General features: G+C 61.5%; 17 protein-coding genes. 10 read left to right on the top strand and 7 right to left on the bottom strand.

Going from position 1 to position 17,867, the window contains the following annotated elements; genetic code table 11:
• The 4 genes from F7R20_RS30935 to F7R20_RS30950 form a co-directional block, all read right to left on the bottom strand.
• Nucleotides 1-591, bottom strand: coding sequence for a YceI family protein (locus tag F7R20_RS30935; protein WP_003198685.1), 591 nt, complete (start codon nucleotides 589-591; stop codon nucleotides 1-3).
• A gap of 147 nt (nucleotides 592-738) precedes the next feature.
• Entirely contained in the window at nucleotides 739-1,050 is a 312-nt protein-coding gene (locus F7R20_RS30940) for a hypothetical protein (RefSeq protein ID WP_003198684.1), read from the bottom strand.
• Nucleotides 1,047-2,141, bottom strand: a complete 1,095-nt coding sequence (locus F7R20_RS30945) for a serine hydrolase domain-containing protein (RefSeq protein WP_003198683.1) — start codon at nucleotides 2,139-2,141, stop codon at nucleotides 1,047-1,049. Before F7R20_RS30945 ends, F7R20_RS30940 begins: the two co-directional genes overlap by 4 nt.
• 183 nt (nucleotides 2,142-2,324) lie before the next feature.
• Nucleotides 2,325-3,197 (bottom strand): acyl-CoA dehydrogenase middle domain-containing protein, encoded by an 873-nt coding sequence (locus tag F7R20_RS30950; RefSeq protein WP_003198681.1) that lies wholly within the window; start codon nucleotides 3,195-3,197, stop codon nucleotides 2,325-2,327.
• Nucleotides 3,198-3,340: 143 nt separating this feature from the next.
• On the opposite strand from F7R20_RS30950, the gene olsB reads away from it, so the two are divergent.
• Entirely contained in the window at nucleotides 3,341-4,096 is a 756-nt protein-coding gene (olsB, locus tag F7R20_RS30955) for an L-ornithine N(alpha)-acyltransferase (RefSeq protein WP_003198679.1), read from the top strand.
• Nucleotides 4,096-4,890, top strand: a complete 795-nt coding sequence (locus F7R20_RS30960) for a lysophospholipid acyltransferase family protein (RefSeq protein WP_003198676.1) — start codon at nucleotides 4,096-4,098, stop codon at nucleotides 4,888-4,890. The genes olsB and F7R20_RS30960 overlap by 1 nt, the downstream gene beginning before the upstream one ends.
• 113 nt (nucleotides 4,891-5,003) lie before the next feature.
• On the opposite strand, the gene F7R20_RS30965 is transcribed toward F7R20_RS30960, so the two are convergent.
• Entirely contained in the window at nucleotides 5,004-5,588 is a 585-nt protein-coding gene (locus F7R20_RS30965; RefSeq protein WP_003198674.1) for an acyl carrier protein phosphodiesterase, read from the bottom strand.
• 156 nt (nucleotides 5,589-5,744) lie between these two features.
• On the opposite strand from F7R20_RS30965, the gene F7R20_RS30970 reads away from it, so the two are divergent.
• The 4 genes from F7R20_RS30970 to F7R20_RS30985 all read left to right on the top strand — a co-directional run bounded on the left by F7R20_RS30970 (nucleotide 5,745) and on the right by F7R20_RS30985 (nucleotide 9,125).
• Nucleotides 5,745-6,047, top strand: coding sequence for an ArsR/SmtB family transcription factor (locus F7R20_RS30970; protein WP_003198672.1), 303 nt, complete (start codon nucleotides 5,745-5,747; stop codon nucleotides 6,045-6,047).
• Nucleotides 6,048-6,065: 18 nt separating this feature from the next.
• Nucleotides 6,066-7,232: an MFS transporter gene (locus tag F7R20_RS30975; RefSeq protein WP_003198670.1), complete on the top strand. Its 1,167-nt coding sequence runs from the start codon at nucleotides 6,066-6,068 to the stop codon at nucleotides 7,230-7,232.
• Nucleotides 7,233-7,265: 33 nt separating this feature from the next.
• On the top strand, nucleotides 7,266-8,315 hold the full coding sequence (locus F7R20_RS30980; protein ID WP_003198668.1) for an alkene reductase: 1,050 nt from the start codon (nucleotides 7,266-7,268) through the stop codon (nucleotides 8,313-8,315).
• Between the two features lie 183 nt (nucleotides 8,316-8,498).
• Nucleotides 8,499-9,125 (top strand): hypothetical protein, encoded by a 627-nt coding sequence (locus F7R20_RS30985; RefSeq protein ID WP_003198666.1) that lies wholly within the window; start codon nucleotides 8,499-8,501, stop codon nucleotides 9,123-9,125.
• 212 nt (nucleotides 9,126-9,337) lie between these two features.
• Here the strand turns inward: F7R20_RS30985 and F7R20_RS30990 are convergent, their stop codons facing one another.
• A complete protein-coding gene (locus F7R20_RS30990; RefSeq protein WP_003198664.1) occupies nucleotides 9,338-9,970 on the bottom strand; it encodes a TetR family transcriptional regulator in 633 nt (210 codons plus the stop codon).
• 275 nt (nucleotides 9,971-10,245) lie between these two features.
• Here F7R20_RS30990 and F7R20_RS30995 point away from each other — a divergent pair, with 275 nt between their 5' ends.
• The 3 genes from F7R20_RS30995 to adeC are packed head-to-tail and all read left to right on the top strand — an operon-like array spanning nucleotide 10,246 to nucleotide 16,025.
• Entirely contained in the window at nucleotides 10,246-11,403 is a 1,158-nt protein-coding gene (locus F7R20_RS30995) for an efflux RND transporter periplasmic adaptor subunit (protein ID WP_003198662.1), read from the top strand.
• A gap of 3 nt (nucleotides 11,404-11,406) precedes the next feature.
• Complete coding sequence (gene emhB, locus F7R20_RS31000; protein WP_003198660.1) at nucleotides 11,407-14,571, top strand: efflux RND transporter permease subunit EmhB; 3,165 nt, start codon at nucleotides 11,407-11,409, stop codon at nucleotides 14,569-14,571.
• Nucleotides 14,568-16,025: an AdeC/AdeK/OprM family multidrug efflux complex outer membrane factor gene (adeC, locus tag F7R20_RS31005; RefSeq protein ID WP_003198658.1), complete on the top strand. Its 1,458-nt coding sequence runs from the start codon at nucleotides 14,568-14,570 to the stop codon at nucleotides 16,023-16,025. The genes emhB and adeC overlap by 4 nt, the downstream gene beginning before the upstream one ends.
• 213 nt (nucleotides 16,026-16,238) lie before the next feature.
• On the opposite strand, the gene F7R20_RS31015 is transcribed toward adeC, so the two are convergent.
• Nucleotides 16,239-16,589: a DUF6124 family protein gene (locus F7R20_RS31015; RefSeq protein ID WP_003198657.1), complete on the bottom strand. Its 351-nt coding sequence runs from the start codon at nucleotides 16,587-16,589 to the stop codon at nucleotides 16,239-16,241.
• Between the two features lie 1,018 nt (nucleotides 16,590-17,607).
• On the opposite strand from F7R20_RS31015, the gene F7R20_RS31030 reads away from it, so the two are divergent.
• Nucleotides 17,608-17,867: OprD family outer membrane porin (locus F7R20_RS31030; RefSeq protein ID WP_151180627.1), on the top strand; the 260-nt coding region annotated here is incomplete at its 3' end.

A 17,867-nucleotide genomic window follows, 5' to 3' on the forward strand; every position in this document is an offset into this window, starting at 1 on the left:
TCAGCGCGCCGTGAAAATCAGCACCGCATTCACCGGCACCGAGAGGCTGATGGCCGACAACCCGGCCAGGTTTCGCAGCTTTTCCAGCCCCGGCGCCAGATCGAAATCCGCCGCGTTGAGCACCACCGGTTCCAGGGTCACCACTTGGAAGCGGCGTTCGTCCAGGCGCGTCGCCAGCAGTTCGACGTTGTATTCGTGCTGCTTGCCGTGCAGGTTCACCGTCAGCGGCAGGCGCAATTCCAACTGCGCGCCGCTGGCCAGGTCCTGGATCGGCGCCAGGTCGATCTTGGCGGTGACGGTGGCTTCGGCAAATTGTTTGATCTCGAACAGCTCGGCCCGCATGCGCTCATCGCGCAGAGGAATGCCGCTGTTGATGGATTCCAGCTCCACTTCCAGGCGCGCCAAGCCCTCGGGCTGGACTTGACCGTGCAGCACCAGGAAACGCTGGACCTCGGAAACATTGCCGTTTTTGCTGCTGATAAACGACAGCCGCGACGACTCGCCGTCCAGGTACCAGTCGGCCTGGGCTGGCAACGCGGCGCAGGCCAGCAGCAAGCTGGCGGCAGCGTGAGGGAAAAACCGCTTGAACATACACACTCGCAGGGCACATAAACCTGTGGCGAACCTTAACCGGGCCGAGGGCGCTTGCAAACTGTCTGTTTCAACAACTGCCCAGGAATACAGAGAACCTGGGGTGAAGGGGTTTATCTATGGGAGCAGGGCTTGCCAAAGGTTGGTTCAGGGCTCCAACCGACACCCCTGCCGCTCCCCCATCCACCGCGCGCTGTTGCTACGCCCCAACCCGCTGACGGTGATGCGTTTCGCTTCAGCGGTCTCGAGAAAGTCGCTGATGGGCACCGACTGCTTCACATAGCCACGGCAGTAGTCCGCCGATTGCTCCATCACGTAGCGGCACGAGCAGTATTCCTTGGCGGTGTAGGCACTGATGATGTCGGGGAAGGCCCGCAATGCCACCCGCTCCAGCCAGACCCAACTGAACAGGGCGATGAGCAGCACCGACAACAGGGTGAGCAACACTTTGCGCTTCATGGCTGCACCGTCCCGGCGAACGCCGCCATGGCGCGCTTGAGCAGTTCGTTATGGCGATAGCTGCCGTCGCGGTCGTCGCCGTAACGCACGATCACCAGTTTGGCGCTGGGGATGACATACAGCGCCTGGCCCCAATGGCCCAGCGCGGCAAAGGTATCCGGCGGCGCATCGGGCCAGGGGTGGATTGCCGGATCGGCGGCGCGGTTGAGCCACCAATGCCCGCCGGGCACGGCTTCGTCCTGGCCGGCCTGGAAGTGGGCAAAAGGCTGGCGATTGAACGCGACCCACGCCATGGGTACCAGTTGCCGTTCGCCCCAGCGGCCGTCCCGCTGCATCAACAACCCGACACGCGCCAGGTCCCGTGCGGTGAGGTAGGCATAGGACGATCCCACGAACGTGCCGCTGGCGTCGGTTTCCCAAGTGGCGTGGCGGATGCCGAGGGGTTCGAACAAGGCCGTCCAGGGGTAGTCGGGGTAGCGCGCCGGGCCGACGATGGTTTTCAAGGCCACCGCCAGCAAGTTGCTGTCACCGCTGGAATAACGGAACGCCTGCCCCGGCGGACTGGCGCTTTCATGCTGCGCAGTGAACGCCGCCATGTCATGACGCCCACGGGTATAAAGCATCGCCACCACTGAAGAGTTGAGCGGCGCGTATTCGTAGTCTTCCTGCCAGTCCAGGCCTGAGGCCCAGTGGAAAAGATCGGCCAAGGTCAGGCCCGGGTGCCGGCTCAGTGGCGGGTAGTACTTGGCGGCTGGGTCTTGCAGGCCAAACAGTTTTTCACCGTAGGCCACGCCAAACACCGTCGCCAGCAGGCTTTTGCTGATGGACCAGGTCAGGTGCGGGGTCTGGGCGCTGGTCGGCCCGGCGTAGCGTTCGTAGACCAGCCGACCGTCCTGGATCACCAGCAGCGCGTCGGTGCGAATGCCCTCGCGGCTCGCATCGTCCCGGGGTGGGAAGGCGTATCGCTCCAAGGCTTCGATGGCCGGCCCGCTCGGGGTCGGGCCACTTGGCCATTGCTCGCCGGGCCAGTCTTCGGCGTGGGCGCTCAGGTTGAGCAACAGCAGCGGGATCAGGAACCAGCCTTTGGACATGCTTGGGGCTCGCAGGATTGAACCTTCAGAGCCTATTCAGACTTGATGACAGTTTCGAGGCTTGTGTGACCCCCTGTGGGAGCGAGCTTGCTCGCGATAGCTGTTTGTCAGTCGCCATATGCTTAGCTGACACTCCGCTATCGCGAGCAAGCTCGCTCCCACAGGGGTCAGTCGCTTGAAGGACTAACCCAACGCCTTGGCCAAGCGCTTGGCCCGCGCCCCCGCCCCAATCTCCATCACGCCTTTATCCCGCGTCCACATCTCGCGCCACGTCGCAGGCCCGGCGGCCAGGGCAGCGTTGAGTTCGCCGTCGAGCCCCTGGAACTGGGCGAACAACCCGCCCAGCAGCACATGCCCGACCGCACTGGACGGGTTATGCCGACTCACCTCCGCGCAACCGGCGAGCAACGCCAGCAGGCGCAATTGCAGTGCCTGGGGCCAGGCAGATTCCTGCCCGACGCCATACAACCAGGCAGTCATAGCGCTGAGCACATAAAGGTCTTCCAGGGTGCGGAACGGTTTGACGTAGGCGTCCCAACCGTCGCCCGCCAGCAACTCGCACAACGCGCCGTCGAGCAGGACCCGGCCATGGCTGATGTCCGGCATCAGGGCAATGGCGGGCAGTTTTTCCAGGGTTACGCCGGGCTCACCCGCATAGGCCACTGCCAGGTTCAGCCGTGGCGTTTCACCGGGTGCTTCGCAGCGAGCGGCAATCAGCAGCCACTCGGCGGCATCGCCGGCGGTGACGAAATCCTTGCGTCCGCTCAGGCGCAAGTCGTCGAGGCGGGTTTGCATGTCCGCCGGGCGCAGGCTGCGCTGTTCGGTGGCACACAAGGCGCCGAGGCTCTGGGGCGCGCTGGGCCAAAGCACCCGCAGCGCCGCCTGATACCCCACCAGAAACGCCAGCCCCGGTGTCGCCATCAACCGCGCCCCGGTTACGGCCAGTTCGAACGGCGCCACCGGCCCCAAGCGTTGCAACAACGCAGCATAACCTTCGGCCAGGTCCGGATGGGCGGGCAGGCGTTCGCCGCGTTCGATCAGGGTGTGCCAGGGCATGGGGGCTCCTCGAGGGCTGTCATATAAGCATCACCAAAGCTTCATGGCGATGACACCGGGGCTACATAGCCTGACTTTGCACAACATGGCTGCATAAAGAAAGTCGACAGGCTGCAACTGAACAGCCCGCACGGAGATTCGCTATGACCCAGATCGCCCGCATCAGCGACACCGGCAATGAACGCCGCCTGCAAGCCGAACGCCTGATCGGCGCCCAAGCCTTGCAAGAAGCACAGGCCCTGCGTTTCAACGTCTTCAGCGGCGAATTCAACGCCAAGCTCAAGGGCGCGGAAATGGGTCTGGACATGGATGACTATGATGTTCACTGCGCCCACATCGGCGTACGCGACCTGAACACCGGCCGCCTCGTGGCGACCACTCGCCTGCTCGACCACCAGGCCGCCAGCAGCCTGGGCCGGTTCTACAGCGAAGAAGAATTCAGCCTCCACGGCCTGGTCCACCTCAAGGGCCCAATCCTGGAAATCGGTCGTACCTGCGTCGACCCGGCCTACCGCAACGGCGGCACCATCGCGGTGCTCTGGGGCGAACTGGCCGAAGTCCTGAACGAAGGCGGCTACAGCTACCTGATGGGCTGCGCGAGCATTCCGATGCAGGACGGCGGTATCCAGGCCCAGGCGATCATGCAGCGTCTGCGCGAACGCTACCTGTGCACCGAACACCTGCAAGCCGTGCCGAAAAAACCCTTGCCGACCCTGGACGTGCCGTCCAACGTCATCGCCGAGATGCCACCGCTGCTCAAGGCCTACATGCGCCTGGGCGCGAAGATTTGCGGCGAACCGTGCTGGGACGAGGATTTCCAGGTGGCCGACGTGTTCATCCTGCTCAAGCGCGACGAGCTCTGCCCGCGCTACGCCCGCCACTTCAAGGCGGCGGTCTGATGAGCCGGCTGCGGGTGTACGCGCGAATCGCGCGAGTATTGCTGGTGGTGGCGCTGGGCCTGAGCATGGCCAGCGTGTTCGGCCTGTTCGAACGTGCAGGAATCGCCAACTCGATGGTCCGTCGCCAGCGCTGGTCACGGTTCTTCATGGCACGGCTGAGCCGTGCCCTGCCCTTTTCAGTCACCGTCCACGGTCAACTGCCGCAACGGCCGATGCTGTGGGTCAGCAACCATGTTTCCTGGACCGACATCCCGTTGCTGGGGATGCTCACGCCGCTGTCGTTCCTGTCCAAGGCCGAAGTGCGCACCTGGCCGGTCGCCGGATGGCTGGCAGCCAAGGCCGGCAGCCTGTTTATCCGGCGCGGTTCGGGTGACAGCCAATTGATTCGCAAGCAAATGAGCCGCCACCTGGAACAAGCCCATCCGCTGTTGATGTTCCCGGAAGGCACCACCACCGATGGCCGCACCCTGCGCACCTTCCACGGCCGCTTGTTGTCGGCGGCCATCGATGCCGATGTCGCGTTGCAGCCGGTGGCGATCCGTTACCTGCGCAACGGCGAGCCGGATTCGCTGGCGCCGTTCATTGGCGATGATGATTTGCTGTCGCACCTGATGCGCTTGTTTGCCAATGATCGGGGTGAGGTGGAAATCCATCTGCTGGAACCGATTGCCTGCCACGGCCAGGAACGCGCGGCACTGGCATTCCAGGCGCAGCAGGCGGTGCACAAGGCGTTGTTCGGGGCGCTTCCAGAAAAACAGCAAGCGCCGATGCGACCTGCTGCGATTGCGGCCTGATTCGGATCGCTACGCAGCCCCTTGTGGGAGCGAGCTTGCTCGCGATAGCGGCTTAACATTCAGCAGATGTGCTGGCTGATACACCGCTATCGCGAGCAAGCTCGCTCCCACAATTAGTCCTGCAGCGTGACTTGGTTTTGAGCAAAATCCTGCAGTTGCGGGTAGAACAACCGAAAATCTTCGCTCAACGGCTCATAGAGCCTGATCAACTCCGGCATCGCCCCGGCCAGTTCCTCGGGCCGGGACAAACGGCGGGAAATGCCGCGCAACACCTGCCCAAGCACCTCGAACTCTTGATAAGACCCCAGCCAGTCATCCGCCGCCATATGCGGCGCGATGTGCGCCAGGCGCCCCGGCAGCTGCGGTTCGGTGCCGAGTACCTGGTACACCCGGGAAGTGAACTCCAGCAGCGGCCCTTCGCTGTACAACGTCCAGTCCCGGGCCAGGCAGTGGTCGAAAAACACGTCGAGCACGATCCCGGCATAGCGCCGTCGCACGGTGGAAAAGCGCGACAGCGCGATGTCCACCACGGGATGGCGGTCGGTGTACATGTCAATGCGCCGATGCAGGGCAATCGCCGCTTCGATCCGTGGGTCGTAGAGCCCTTGCAGCGGTCCCTTGACGAAATCACCGTAGAGGCTGCCGAGCAGTTGTTCCCGGCCAGGGCCGCCGAGGTGCAGGTGCGCGAGATAGTTCATGGCCGCAGCTTAGCACCACCCTGCCAATATCGTTATAACCCGATATAGCGATTTGTTCGGCATTCAGATCAAATCCATATTTGTATATCGCTAAATAACGATTTAAGGTTCGCTCCATCGCGATATAGCGTTTTATCAACCCCGAGCTTGCCAACCATGACCCTCGACCTCGACGAAATAATAAAAGCCCTGGCGCACCCAGTACGGCGAGACATCCTCAACTGGCTCAAAGACCCCAAGGTCCAGTTCCCGGAACAGTTGCACAACCACGAATTCGGCATTTGCGCCGGGCAGATCGACCAGCGTTGCGGCCTGTCGCAATCCACGGTGTCTGCGCACTTGGCGGTGTTGCAACGGGCGGGGCTGATCACCAGCCAGAAGGTCGGTCAATGGCACTTCTTCAAACGCAACGAGGAAGTGATCCAGCAGTTCCTCAAGCAAATGAGCCAAGAGCTCTGACCTGACAAGGACCTCATCATGCCCCTCTCACTCCTGATCCTGGCCCTGAGCGCCTTCGCCATCGGCACCACCGAGTTCGTCATAATGGGCCTGTTGCCCGACGTGGCGGCCGACCTGGGCGTGTCGATTCCTGGCGCCGGCTGGCTGGTGACCGGCTACGCCCTGGGCGTGGCCATCGGTGCGCCGTTCATGGCCCTGGCCACCGCCCGGCTGCCGCGCAAGGCCGCCCTGGTGGTGTTGATGGGGATTTTCATCGTCGGCAACCTGCTCTGCGCCATCGCCAGCGACTACAACGTGCTGATGTTCGCCCGGGTCGTCACGGCCCTGTGCCACGGCGCGTTCTTCGGTATCGGTTCGGTGGTGGCCGCCGGCCTGGTGGCACCCAACAAGCGCGCCTCGGCCGTGGCCTTGATGTTCACCGGCCTGACCCTGGCCAACGTGCTCGGCGTACCGCTGGGCACCGCACTGGGCCAGGAAGCCGGCTGGCGCTCGACCTTCTGGGCGGTGACTGTGATTGGCGTAATTGCGCTGATCGGCCTGATCCGCTTCCTGCCGGCCAAGCGCGATGAAGAAACACTCGATATGCGCTCGGAACTGGTAGCGCTCAAGGGGGCCGGCCTGTGGCTGTCCCTGAGCATGACCGCGCTGTTCTCCGCCTCGGTGTTCACCCTGTTTACCTATGTCGCCCCGCTGTTGGGTGAAGTGACCGGCGTATCGCCCCGCGGCGTGACCTGGACCCTGGTGCTGATCGGCCTGGGCCTGACCCTGGGCAACATCATCGGCGGCAAGCTGGCGGACAAGAGCCTGGCGAACACGCTGATGGGCGTCTTCCTCACCATGGCCGTGGTGTCCACCGTATTGAGCTGGACCAGCGTGGCGCTGATCCCCAGCGAAATCACCCTGTTCCTCTGGGCCACCGCCTGCTTCGCCGCCGTGCCGGCCCTGCAAGTCAACGTGGTGACCTTCGGCAAAGATGCGCCCAACCTGGTGTCCACCCTGAACATCGGCGCCTTCAACATCGGCAACGCCCTGGGCGCCTGGGTCGGCGGCAGTGTCATCGACCATGGCCTGGGCCTGACCTCCGTGCCCCTGGCCGCCGGCGCGCTGGCCGTGCTGGCGCTGCTGGTCACCCTGATCACTTTCCGCCAGGGCGGTAATGCCGACCTGGTGCCGGCAACTCACTGATTTTTAACCCTTCCACTTTCGAGGTTGTATTTCATGGCGACTATTTTCGACCCCATCAAACTCGGCGACATCGAGTTGAAGAACCGCATCATCATGGCCCCGCTCACCCGCTGCCGCGCCGACGCAGGTCGCGTGCCCAACGCTCTGATGGCCGAATATTACGTGCAACGCGCCTCCGCCGGCCTGATCCTCAGCGAAGCAACTTCGGTCACGCCGATGGGCGTGGGCTACCCGGACACCCCGGGCATCTGGTCCAACGACCAGGTGCGCGGCTGGTCCAACGTCACCAAGGCGATCCACGGCGCTGGCGGCAAGATCTTCCTGCAACTGTGGCACGTGGGCCGGATCTCCCACCCGTCGTACCTGAACGGCGAAACCCCGGTGGCGCCCAGCGCGATCCAACCCAAGGGCCACGTGAGCCTGGTGCGTCCGCTGGCCGACTACCCGACCCCACGCGCACTGGAAACCGCTGAAATCGCCGACATCGTCGAGGCGTACCGCGTCGGTGCCGAGAATGCCAAGGCTGCCGGTTTCGATGGCGTGGAAATCCACGGCGCCAACGGCTACCTGCTCGACCAGTTCCTGCAAAGCAGCACCAACCAGCGCACCGACAGCTACGGCGGCTCCCTGGAAAATCGTGCCCGCCTGCTGTTGGAAGTGACCGACGCGGCCATTGAAGTCTGGGGCGCCGGCCGGGTTGGCGTGCACCTGGCACCGCGCGCCGACTCCCATGACATGGGTGACGAGAACCGCCTGGAAACCTTCAGCTACGTGGCTCGCGAGCTGGGCAAACGTGGCATCGCCTTCATCTGCTCCCGTGAAAAGGAAGGCGATGACAGCATCGGCCCGCAACTCAAGCAGGCTTTCGGCGGCCCGTACATCGCCAATGAACGCTTCACCAAGGACAGCGCCAATGCCTGGCTGGCCGAGGGCAAGGCCGATGCCGTGGCCTTCGGAGTGCCGTTCATTGCCAACCCGGACCTGCCAGCACGCTTGAAAGCCGATGCACCACTGAACGAAGCACATCCGGAAACCTTCTATGGCAAAGGGCCGGTGGGGTACATCGATTACCCTGTGCTCTAATTAATAGCCGGTAAAAAAAGCCCTGCCTCGAAAGAGCCAGGGCTTTTTATTTACCTTTAAATATCCGGTCAAACTTCCAAACTTTCTAAAAACCGTTCAACTCATCATATTATCGCCAACAACAAAACAAACCGAGCTGTCGTAGCACAGCCACTAACAACCAATATTGAAAAGGAATTCAAAGTGAACAACCTCACTGAAAACGCTCAACCGGTCAACAGCAGTATTTACGAAAACCTACTCTCCCAATTCAACTACGCGCCACTGACGATCCTGTATGAATACATCAAGTCGCTCGACACGCAAGACTATACCCAGATGCTCAAGGCCTTGATGGAAAAGGCCAGGCAGAACGACGATGTCAACAGGCAGCTTCAAGCCTGGAGACAGGAAAGCGTGCGCCCAAACCGCAGCCGTTTCCTGGTGAAGTTAATCAATCATACCGACCAGCCCCTTGAAGTCGGCGAAAACGATCTCAGCTTGAATGCCGACGAGCAAGCGTTCATGAATATTCTCCCCTGGGATATCCAAGCCCTGAAGTTCGACTTCTTTTATTCCAGACCACTGGGCAGTCGCAGCAAGGATATATTCAAGCGCTTTATTATATTTGGCGACCAGGCTCTCGGCTTTCGCTTCGACTTCGGTTTACGCGTCAATACTTCTTTCGGTGTTATTTCACCAACGCTGACACCCGTCCGAACAAACAAGGTGGCCTCTATCGGCACAACCCCCATCAAATGCGTGACCCGGATCATTCATTCGTCCAATGAGGAACCGTATGGTTTTACCGTGGAGATCACACTGAGCTGAGCAGGCGACCCCGTCAGATCGGTCTGACGGGGCATCTACCTACCGCTTCAGACGCCCTTGCCTGAGCGGAATTTTCATCCGTTTTGACAGGCGCGAAACAAATTTCCTACAAAATTCGCCGCTGATTGCCTATCAACCGCGCCAGTGTCGGTTTATAAAAGCATCCTTACGTGGACGTATTGACACAAACCGACGCAATTACGCATTTTGTTTCATTTGCGCAGGCTAGGGCTCAAGTGCAGCATGTCCAGCCCGATCTCCACCCAGCGCTCGGCCTCAGCCGCCAGGGCGAAGCTGTCGGGGGCCAGTAGCCATTGGTACAAGATGCCGTCGATGTAGGCATGAATGGCAACTGCCGCCCTTTCGGGATCCAGATCATCCGGCAACTGGCCGCGTTTCATCGCATTGCGCAACGACAGGGCGATGCGCACATTGCAGTCGAGGCTGACCTCGCGTCGCTGCTGGCGCAAATCGCACATTTCATCGGTGAATTCACACTTATGGAACAGAATCTCATTAATGCGCCGGGTTTTCGGGTCCAGGGCCACCTGCTGGAACAACCGTACCAGCAGCTTGCGAATACAGCCCAGCGGATCAAGCTCCTCTTCATTCTCACTGGCACGGGCCAACTCATCGAGCGGCTCGTGCAGGGTATCGAGCATGGCCTGGAGCAGGTCCGCCTTGTTGCTGAAGTGCCAATAGATGGCGCCGCGCGTCACTCCGGCCAGTGTCGCGATGTCGGCCAGGGTCGTACGCGCCACGCCTCGCTCGAAAAACGCCCTTTCGGCGGCTTCGAGTATCTGGCTGCGAGTCTCCTGGGCTTCCTCTTTGGTACGACGGACCATGGCAGTAAACACCTCAATCAGGATGCGTCAGCAACGCGTCAGCAATGCGTAAGAATCAGTTGGACAAAATATGAGGCGACGTCTCTTGGAACGCGTCCCCGATCTACGCTGGCCTTTGTCAGGCTTTTGTAAATCCGGATATTACGCAATTTGGCTGTTTACAAACAACCGTGTACGTAAGTATATTTCTTAGCATCCTACTAATTGAAATAGTGCGCCTTTTACCTTTCCACCTTTCGAGTGCGCCAGTTGCGCGCCTGGACCCGAGGATTTCCATGCAATTCAAGCCAGCTGTTACTGCCCTGGTTACTGCCATCGCCCTGGCATCGCTGCTCAGCGGATGCAAAAAGGAAGAGGCTGCACCTGCTCCTCCGCCTCCTCAGGTCGGCGTCGTAACCCTCAAGACCCAGCCTTTCACCCTGACGTCGGAGCTTCCGGGGCGCACCAGCGCGTTCCGCGTCGCGGAAGTACGGCCGCAGGTCAACGGCATCATTCTCAAGCGCCTGTTCAAGGAAGGCGCCGACGTCAAGGCCGGCCAGCAGTTGTACCAGATCGACCCGGCCGTCTATGAAGCGACCCTCAAGAGCGCCGAGGCCAACCTGCGTTCCACCAAGTCGATTGCCGACCGCTACAAGCAACTGGTGGACGAACAGGCGGTGAGCCGTCAGGAATACGACACCGCCGTGGCCAACCGCCTGGAGTCGGAAGCCAACCTGCAGACCGCCCAGATCAATGTGCGCTACACCAAGGTCTACGCGCCGATCTCCGGCCGTATCGGGCGTTCCTCGGTGACCGAAGGCGCATTGGTAAGCAATGGTCAGACCGACGCCCTGGCGACCATCCAGCAACTGGACCCGATCTACGTCGACGTGACGCAGAGCTCGGTCGAGCTGCTGCAACTGCGCCGCGAGCTGCAGAGTGGTCGTTTGCAGAAGGCCGGTGACAATGCAGCCATGGTCAAGCTGACCCTGGAAGACGGCAGCCAATACCCACACGAAGGCAAGCTGGAATTTTCCGAAGTGTCGGTCGACCAGACCACCGGTTCGGTGACCTTGCGCGCCGTATTCCCCAACCCTGACCACACCCTGCTGCCGGGCATGTTCGTCCATGCACAACTGCAGGCCGGCGTGAACAGCGCGGCGATCCTCGCCCCGCAACAAGGCGTGACCCGCGACCTCAAAGGCATGCCGACTGCCCTGGTGGTGGGCCCGGACAACAAGGTCGAGCTGCGTCAGCTCAAGGCCAGTCGCACCGTCGGCAGCCAGTGGCTGATCGAAGATGGGCTCAAGGCCGGCGACCGCCTGATCACCGAAGGGTTGCAATACGTACGGCCCGGAGTGGAAGTCAAAGCCACCGAAGCCACCAATGTCGATGCCAAGAACCCGGCCCCCGCTCAGGCAGCTGATAAAGCAGCCGGCGGCAAAGGGGAGTAAACCATGTCGAAATTTTTTATCGACCGTCCGATTTTCGCCTGGGTAATTGCCTTGGTGATCATGCTGGTCGGGGCTCTATCGATCCTCAAATTGCCGATCAACCAGTACCCGAGTATCGCGCCACCGGCCATTGCGATCCAGGTGACCTACCCGGGTGCGTCCGCGCAAACCGTGCAAGACACCGTGGTGCAGGTCATCGAGCAGCAACTCAACGGCATCGACAACCTGCGTTATGTGTCCTCGGAAAGTAACTCCGACGGCAGCATGACCATCACCGCGACCTTCGAACAGGGCACCAGCTCCGATACGGCGCAGGTCCAGGTCCAGAACAAGCTGAACCTGGCCACCCCGCTGCTGCCGCAAGAAGTGCAGCAGCAGGGTATCCGCGTGACCAAGGCCGTGAAGAACTTCCTGATGGTCATCGGCGTGGTGTCGCGCGACGGCAGCATGACCAAGGACGACTTGGCCAACTACATCGTGTCCAACCTGCAAGACCCTATCTCGCGTACCGCCGGTGTCGGTGACTTCCAGGTCTTCGGTGCCCAGTACGCCATGCGCATCTGGCTCGACCCGGCCAAGCTGAACAATTTCAACCTGACTCCGGTGGACGTCAAAAACGCCATTGCCGCGCAAAACGTCCAGATCTCGTCCGGCCAACTCGGCGGCTTGCCTGCCCTGCCCGGCCAGCAACTGAACGCCACCATCATCGGCAAGACTCGTTTGCAGACCGCCGAGCAGTTCAAGGCGATTCTGCTCAAGGTCAACCCGGACGGCTCGCAAGTGCGCGTCGGCGATGTTGCCGAAGTGGGTCTGGGTGGTGAGAACTACAGCGTCAGCGCCCAGTTCAACGGCGCCCCGGCGTCGGGCCTGGCGGTAAAACTGGCCAACGGTGCCAACGCCCTCGACACGGCCAAGGCCCTGCGCAAGACCATCGACGACCTCAAGCCGTTCTTCCCGCAAGGCGTGGAAGTGGTGTTCCCGTACGACACCACGCCGGTGGTGAGCGAATCGATCAAGGGTGTGGTTGAAACCCTGGTCGAAGCGGTCGTGCTGGTGTTCCTGGTGATGTTCCTGTTCCTGCAGAACTTCCGCGCGACCATCATCACCACGATGACGGTGCCGGTGGTGTTGCTGGGTACCTTCGGGATCCTCGCGGCGTTCGGCTTCAGCATCAACACCCTGACCATGTTCGGCATGGTGCTGGCCATCGGCTTGCTGGTGGACGACGCCATCGTCGTGGTGGAAAACGTCGAACGGGTGATGAGCGAAGAAGGCCTGTCACCCAAGGAAGCCACCAAGAAATCCATGGGCCAGATCCAGGGCGCCCTGGTAGGTATCGCCCTGGTGCTTTCGGCGGTACTGCTGCCGATGGCGTTCTTCAGTGGCTCCACGGGGGTGATCTACAAGCAGTTCTCCATCACCATCGTCTCGGCCATGGCCTTGTCGGTCATGGTGGCCTTGATCTTCACCCCGGCCCTGTGCGCCACCATGCTCAAGGCGATCCCCAAGGGTGAGCACGGCACGCCGAAACGCGGCTTCTTCGGCTGGTTCAACCGCAACTTCGACCGTGGCGTGCGCAGCTACGAGCGTGGTGTGGGCAATATGCTCAAGCACAAGGCCCCGTACCTGCTGGCCTACGTGCTCATCGTGGTTGGCATGATCTGGCTGTTCACCCGCATCCCGACTGCGTTCCTGCCCGAAGAAGACCAGGGCGTACTGTTTGCCCAGGTACAAACGCCGGCGGGCTCCAGTGCCGAGCGTACCCAGGTGGTGGTGGACAAGATGCGCGAGTTCCTGTTGCGCCCCAGCAAGGACGGCGGTGAAGGCGATGCGGTGGCCTCGGTATTTACCGTGACCGGCTTCAACTTCGCCGGTCGTGGCCAGAGCTCCGGCATGGCGTTCATCATGCTCAAGCCATGGGAAGAGCGTAACGCCGACAACAGCGTGTTCAAACTCGCGGCCCGCGCCCAGCAGCACTTCTTCACGTTCCGTGATGCGATGGTGTTCGCCTTTGCTCCGCCAGCGGTACTGGAGCTGGGTAACGCCACTGGTTTCGACGTGTTCCTGCAGGACCGTGCCGGCATTGGCCACGATAAGTTGATGCAAGCCCGTAACCAGTTCCTGGGAATGGCATCCCAAAGCAAGATCCTGTCCCAGGTGCGTCCAAACGGCCTGAACGACGAGCCGCAATACCAACTGGAAATCGATGACGAGAAGGCCAGCGCGCTGGGCATCACCTTGTCGGACATCAACAACACCCTGTCGATTGCCCTGGGCAGTAGCTACGTGAACGACTTCATCGACCGTGGTCGGGTGAAGAAGGTGTATGTACAGGGTCAACCCGGCGCTCGCATGAGCCCGGAAGACCTGAAGAAATGGTACGTGCGCAACAGCGCCGGGACCATGGTGCCGTTCACAGCATTCGCCAAGGGCGAGTGGGTCTATGGCTCGCCGAAACTGGCCCGATACAACGGCGTGGAAGCGATGGAAATACTTGGCGCCCCCGCCCCGGGTTACTCCACTGGCGAAGCCATGGCCGAAGTCGAAGCCATCGCCAAGAAGCTGCCGGCCGGGGTTGGTATTTCCTGGACGGGCCTGTCCTACGAGGAGCGCCTGTCGGGCTCCCAGGCACCTGCGTTGTACGCCCTGTCGCTGCTGATGGTGTTCCTGTGCCTGGCGGCGCTGTATGAAAGCTGGTCGATTCCGATCGCGGTCATGCTCGTGGTGCCGCTGGGGATCATCGGTGCCCTGATGGCGACCAGCCTGCGCGGCCTGTCCAACGACGTGTACTTCCAGGTGGGCTTGTTGACAACCATCGGTTTGGCGGCGAAAAACGCCATTCTGATCGTCGAGTTTGCCAAGGAACTTCATGAGCAGGGCCGCACGCTGATGGAAGCCGCGATCGAAGCCTGCAGGATGCGTCTGCGGCCGATCATCATGACGTCCCTGGCATTCATCCTCGGGGTAGTCCCGTTGGCCATCTCCACCGGTGCCGGTTCGGGCAGCCAGCACGCCATCGGTACCGGCGTGATTGGCGGTATGCTCACCGCTACCATCCTGGCAATCTTCTGGGTGCCATTGTTCTTCGTGACGGTGTCGTCAATGGGTCGTCGCAAACCTATCGACCAGGACGACACTCCTGAAACTTCTAAAGAGGCTGGCCAATGAGCAAGTCGCTACTCTCCCTGACCATCGCCGCCGTCGTGCTCAGCGGTTGCTCGCTGATCCCCGACTATCAGCGGCCCGAAACACCGGTCGCGGCGCAATACCCGCAAGGGCCGGCCTACGAGGCGGCCAATGCGCCCGGCCAGGCCGCCGCCGAGCAAGGCTGGAAGCAGTTTTTCCATGATCCGACCCTGCAACAGCTGATCCAGGTCGCGCTGGAAAACAACCGCGACCTGCGCGTCGCGGCACTGAACATCGATGCCTATGCCGCGCAATACCGCATCCAGCGCGCGGACCTCTTCCCGGCGGTCTCGGCCACCGGCTCCGGCAGCCGCCAGCGGGTACCGGCACGGGCTTCGCAAAGCGGTGAAGCGGCCATCAGCAGCTCCTACTCGGCCACCCTGGGCATCAGCGCCTATGAACTGGACCTGTTCGGTCGGGTTCGCAGCCTGAGCGAGCAAGCGCTGCAAAGCTACTTCGCCACCGAAGAAGCCCGTCGCAGCACCCAGATCAGCCTGGTGGCCAACGTCGCCAATGCCTACCTGACCTGGCAAGCGGACAAGGAACTGCTCAAGCTGACCCAGGAAACCCTCGGAGCCTACGAGCAAAGCTTCAAGCTGACCTCGCGCAGCGCCGAAGTCGGCGTGTCCTCGGCCCTGGACCTGAGCCAGGCGCGCACCGCCGTGGAAAACGCCCGTGTGCAACTGGCCCGCTACACCCGCCAGGTCGCACAGGACGAAAACAGCCTGACCCTGCTGCTGGGCACCGGCCTGCCGGCGAACCTGAGCTCGCAACCGTTGAACGATGACCTGCTCAGCGAAGTGCCGGCCGGGCTGCCGTCGGACCTGCTGCAACGTCGTCCGGACATCCTCCAGGCCGAACGCAACCTGCTGGCCGCCAACGCCAACATCGGCGCCGCGCGGGCCGCGTTCTTCCCGAGCATCAGCCTGACGGCCAACGCCGGCACCCTGAGCCCGGACCTGTCCGGCCTGTTCAAGGGTGGTTCGGGCACCTGGACCTTCGCGCCGCAAATCAACCTGCCGATCTTCAACGCCGGCAGTCTGCGTGCGAGCCTGGACTACGCCAAGATCCAGAAAGACATCAACGTCGCGCAGTACGAGAAGTCGATTCAGACGGCGTTCCAGGAAGTCTCCGACGGCCTGGCCGCGCGCCAGACCTATAACGAACAGTTGCAGGCCCAGACCGACTTCGTCGCCGCCAACCAGGATTACTACCGCCTGGCCGAGCGTCGCTATCGCATCGGCGTCGACAGCAACCTGACCTTCCTCGACGCCCAACGCCAGTTGTTCAGCGCGCAACAGTCGCTGATCACTGACCGTCTTGCGCAACTGACCAGTGAGGTCAATCTGTACAAGGCATTGGGCGGTGGTTGGAATGCCGAGACGGGCAAGAACGAACCGGTGAAAGAAGAAGCGCCGAAGATGAAGTTGTTCTGATTTGATGCCTGAAGACTGAAACACGAAGCCCACCGAAAGGTGGGCTTTTTGTTTGTGTGCGCTTTAACGCTGGCCTATGTGGGAGCAAGGCTTGCCCGCGATGAAGGCGATGCGGGCTTTCAGGAGCCGAGGCGCCTGTTTCGCGAGCAAGCTTTGCTCCCACAGCCCAGCGGGGCGATGCGACGCTTCGCTAAATCCCCTCGCCACACTTGGTTAACGCGGGTCGATGAGATCCAGCGCTCGATTGGCCAACAACTCACTCAAGTCAATCATCTGCGCCACGCCTAGCGCGACATGCCGCCGAGAGCCTTTCAGGTCGAACGCCAGGTCGTTGACCATGGCACTGGCCGAGGCCAGGGTTTCGCTGAGGTTCGCCAGTAGACATTCGGTGTCGAGGGTATCGATGACGGTGAAAACTTGAGTTGAGGTTTTTGGCTTGGGATCAGGGTGGGTGCCCAGATGGTAATCGAGTGCTCGGTCTGCGGCCTCTTGGAGCTTTTCTGAATCGGGGTCGTTGTAGGGGAAGGTGCTCTCTGATGGCGAAGAAGGATGATGTTTTTTCATAACGGCGCTCCTGCATCAATTGGAGCCCGAGACATTAGGTCCGGGCGCTGGCGCCTAACGAATTCGGCGGGCTTGCAGTCCCGGTCGCTGAATGGGCAGCGACACGAACAAGCTAGAGATACCGCTTCCGAGCAGCAACCTTAAAACCTCGTCGGAAAAGTCGCCGCGTCTGTCAGACCGGCCACAAATCCTGTGGGAGCAAGGCTTGCCCGCGATGGCGGCCTTACGGCTGGCCAAGATTCTGTTGATCGGGTACATATCCATTGCTGCGGTCACGGCGGCTTAGGGTTCCGCCCTGACGGCGGCTCACTTTTGAGAAGCCCGGAAGCCGGCCCAGTCAAAAGTAAACAAAACGCTCCTGCCCCACCACTCGGTGCCTCGCCTAGGCTCGGCATGCCTGAACGAAAGCATTGCTCCGTGGGCCGCCGCGAAGGGCCATCGTGGTTAACGGGGCGCCCGAGATCAACGTCCACCACGAGGCGGCCTGGTAGCCGACCTGGTTCTTGGTGGGACCGCGTTCCTCCTGTGGGAGCGGGCTTGCTCGCGAAGAGGCCGGCAAATTCAACATCTCCACCGACTGTGATACCGCCTTCGCGAGCAAGCTCGCTCCCACACTTGGATTGAAGTACAGCCGCCAGAGCTAGGTCGGTTGTCAGGCCGCTTTCGCGAGCAGGTCGCTCCCACAGTTGGGTCGAAGTACAGCTGCCAGAACCCGGTCGTCTGTTAGGCCGCCATCGCGAGCAAGCTCGCTCCCACAGTGGAATGCGTCCATCCAATCAGTTGTTTTGCCGTTCGATAATCGCCCAAAACCCGCAAACGGCAATTGAACCAATCCCGGGCGGCCCTTCACCATCGCTCGCACAAAACCAATAACAACAGGTTCGACGCCATGCCCCTACGCCCCGCCTCACCCGGCTGATCCCCGATCGCCCTGATGCCCCTGGCTCCACCCTTAGCGCCTGCACCTCAAACGTGCGGCAACAACTCGCTTCGTCCATAAAAAATAGAGACAACGCCCATGAAGCCCACACAGCACCTTTTCCCCAGCCTCATCGCCGTCGCCCTGACCAGCGCCGCCCTGCCCGTCCTGGCCGCGGAGTCGGGGTTTGTCGAGGATGCCAAGGTCAACCTCAATCTGCGCAACTTCTACATCAACCGCAACTTCACCAACCCGAACAATGCCCAAGGCAAAGCCGAGGAATGGACCCAGAGTTTCATCCTCGACGCCAAGTCCGGCTTCACCCAGGGCGTGGTCGGTTTCGGCGTGGACGTGCTGGG

This window comes from Pseudomonas brassicacearum subsp. brassicacearum (assembly GCF_008801605.1).
In the GTDB taxonomy this organism is placed as follows: domain Bacteria; phylum Pseudomonadota; class Gammaproteobacteria; order Pseudomonadales; family Pseudomonadaceae; genus Aquipseudomonas; species Aquipseudomonas brassicacearum.

Coding starts and splice junctions, on each gene's coding strand:
- F7R20_RS30990 (WP_003198664.1), bottom strand. CDS start 9,970: ATGGTCCGTCGTACCAAAGAGGAAGCCCAGGAGACTCGCAGCCAGATA.
- F7R20_RS30950 (WP_003198681.1), bottom strand. CDS start 3,197: ATGCCCTGGCACACCCTGATCGAACGCGGCGAACGCCTGCCCGCCCAT.
- F7R20_RS31015 (WP_003198657.1), bottom strand. CDS start 16,589: ATGAAAAAACATCATCCTTCTTCGCCATCAGAGAGCACCTTCCCCTAC.
- F7R20_RS30935 (WP_003198685.1), bottom strand. CDS start 591: ATGTTCAAGCGGTTTTTCCCTCACGCTGCCGCCAGCTTGCTGCTGGCC.
- F7R20_RS30940 (WP_003198684.1), bottom strand. CDS start 1,050: ATGAAGCGCAAAGTGTTGCTCACCCTGTTGTCGGTGCTGCTCATCGCC.
- F7R20_RS30975 (WP_003198670.1), top strand. CDS start 6,066: ATGCCCCTCTCACTCCTGATCCTGGCCCTGAGCGCCTTCGCCATCGGC.
- F7R20_RS30960 (WP_003198676.1), top strand. CDS start 4,096: ATGAGCCGGCTGCGGGTGTACGCGCGAATCGCGCGAGTATTGCTGGTG.
- adeC (WP_003198658.1), top strand. CDS start 14,568: ATGAGCAAGTCGCTACTCTCCCTGACCATCGCCGCCGTCGTGCTCAGC.
- F7R20_RS30995 (WP_003198662.1), top strand. CDS start 10,246: ATGCAATTCAAGCCAGCTGTTACTGCCCTGGTTACTGCCATCGCCCTG.
- F7R20_RS30945 (WP_003198683.1), bottom strand. CDS start 2,141: ATGTCCAAAGGCTGGTTCCTGATCCCGCTGCTGTTGCTCAACCTGAGC.
- F7R20_RS30970 (WP_003198672.1), top strand. CDS start 5,745: ATGACCCTCGACCTCGACGAAATAATAAAAGCCCTGGCGCACCCAGTA.
- emhB (WP_003198660.1), top strand. CDS start 11,407: ATGTCGAAATTTTTTATCGACCGTCCGATTTTCGCCTGGGTAATTGCC.
- olsB (WP_003198679.1), top strand. CDS start 3,341: ATGACCCAGATCGCCCGCATCAGCGACACCGGCAATGAACGCCGCCTG.
- F7R20_RS30980 (WP_003198668.1), top strand. CDS start 7,266: ATGGCGACTATTTTCGACCCCATCAAACTCGGCGACATCGAGTTGAAG.
- F7R20_RS30965 (WP_003198674.1), bottom strand. CDS start 5,588: ATGAACTATCTCGCGCACCTGCACCTCGGCGGCCCTGGCCGGGAACAA.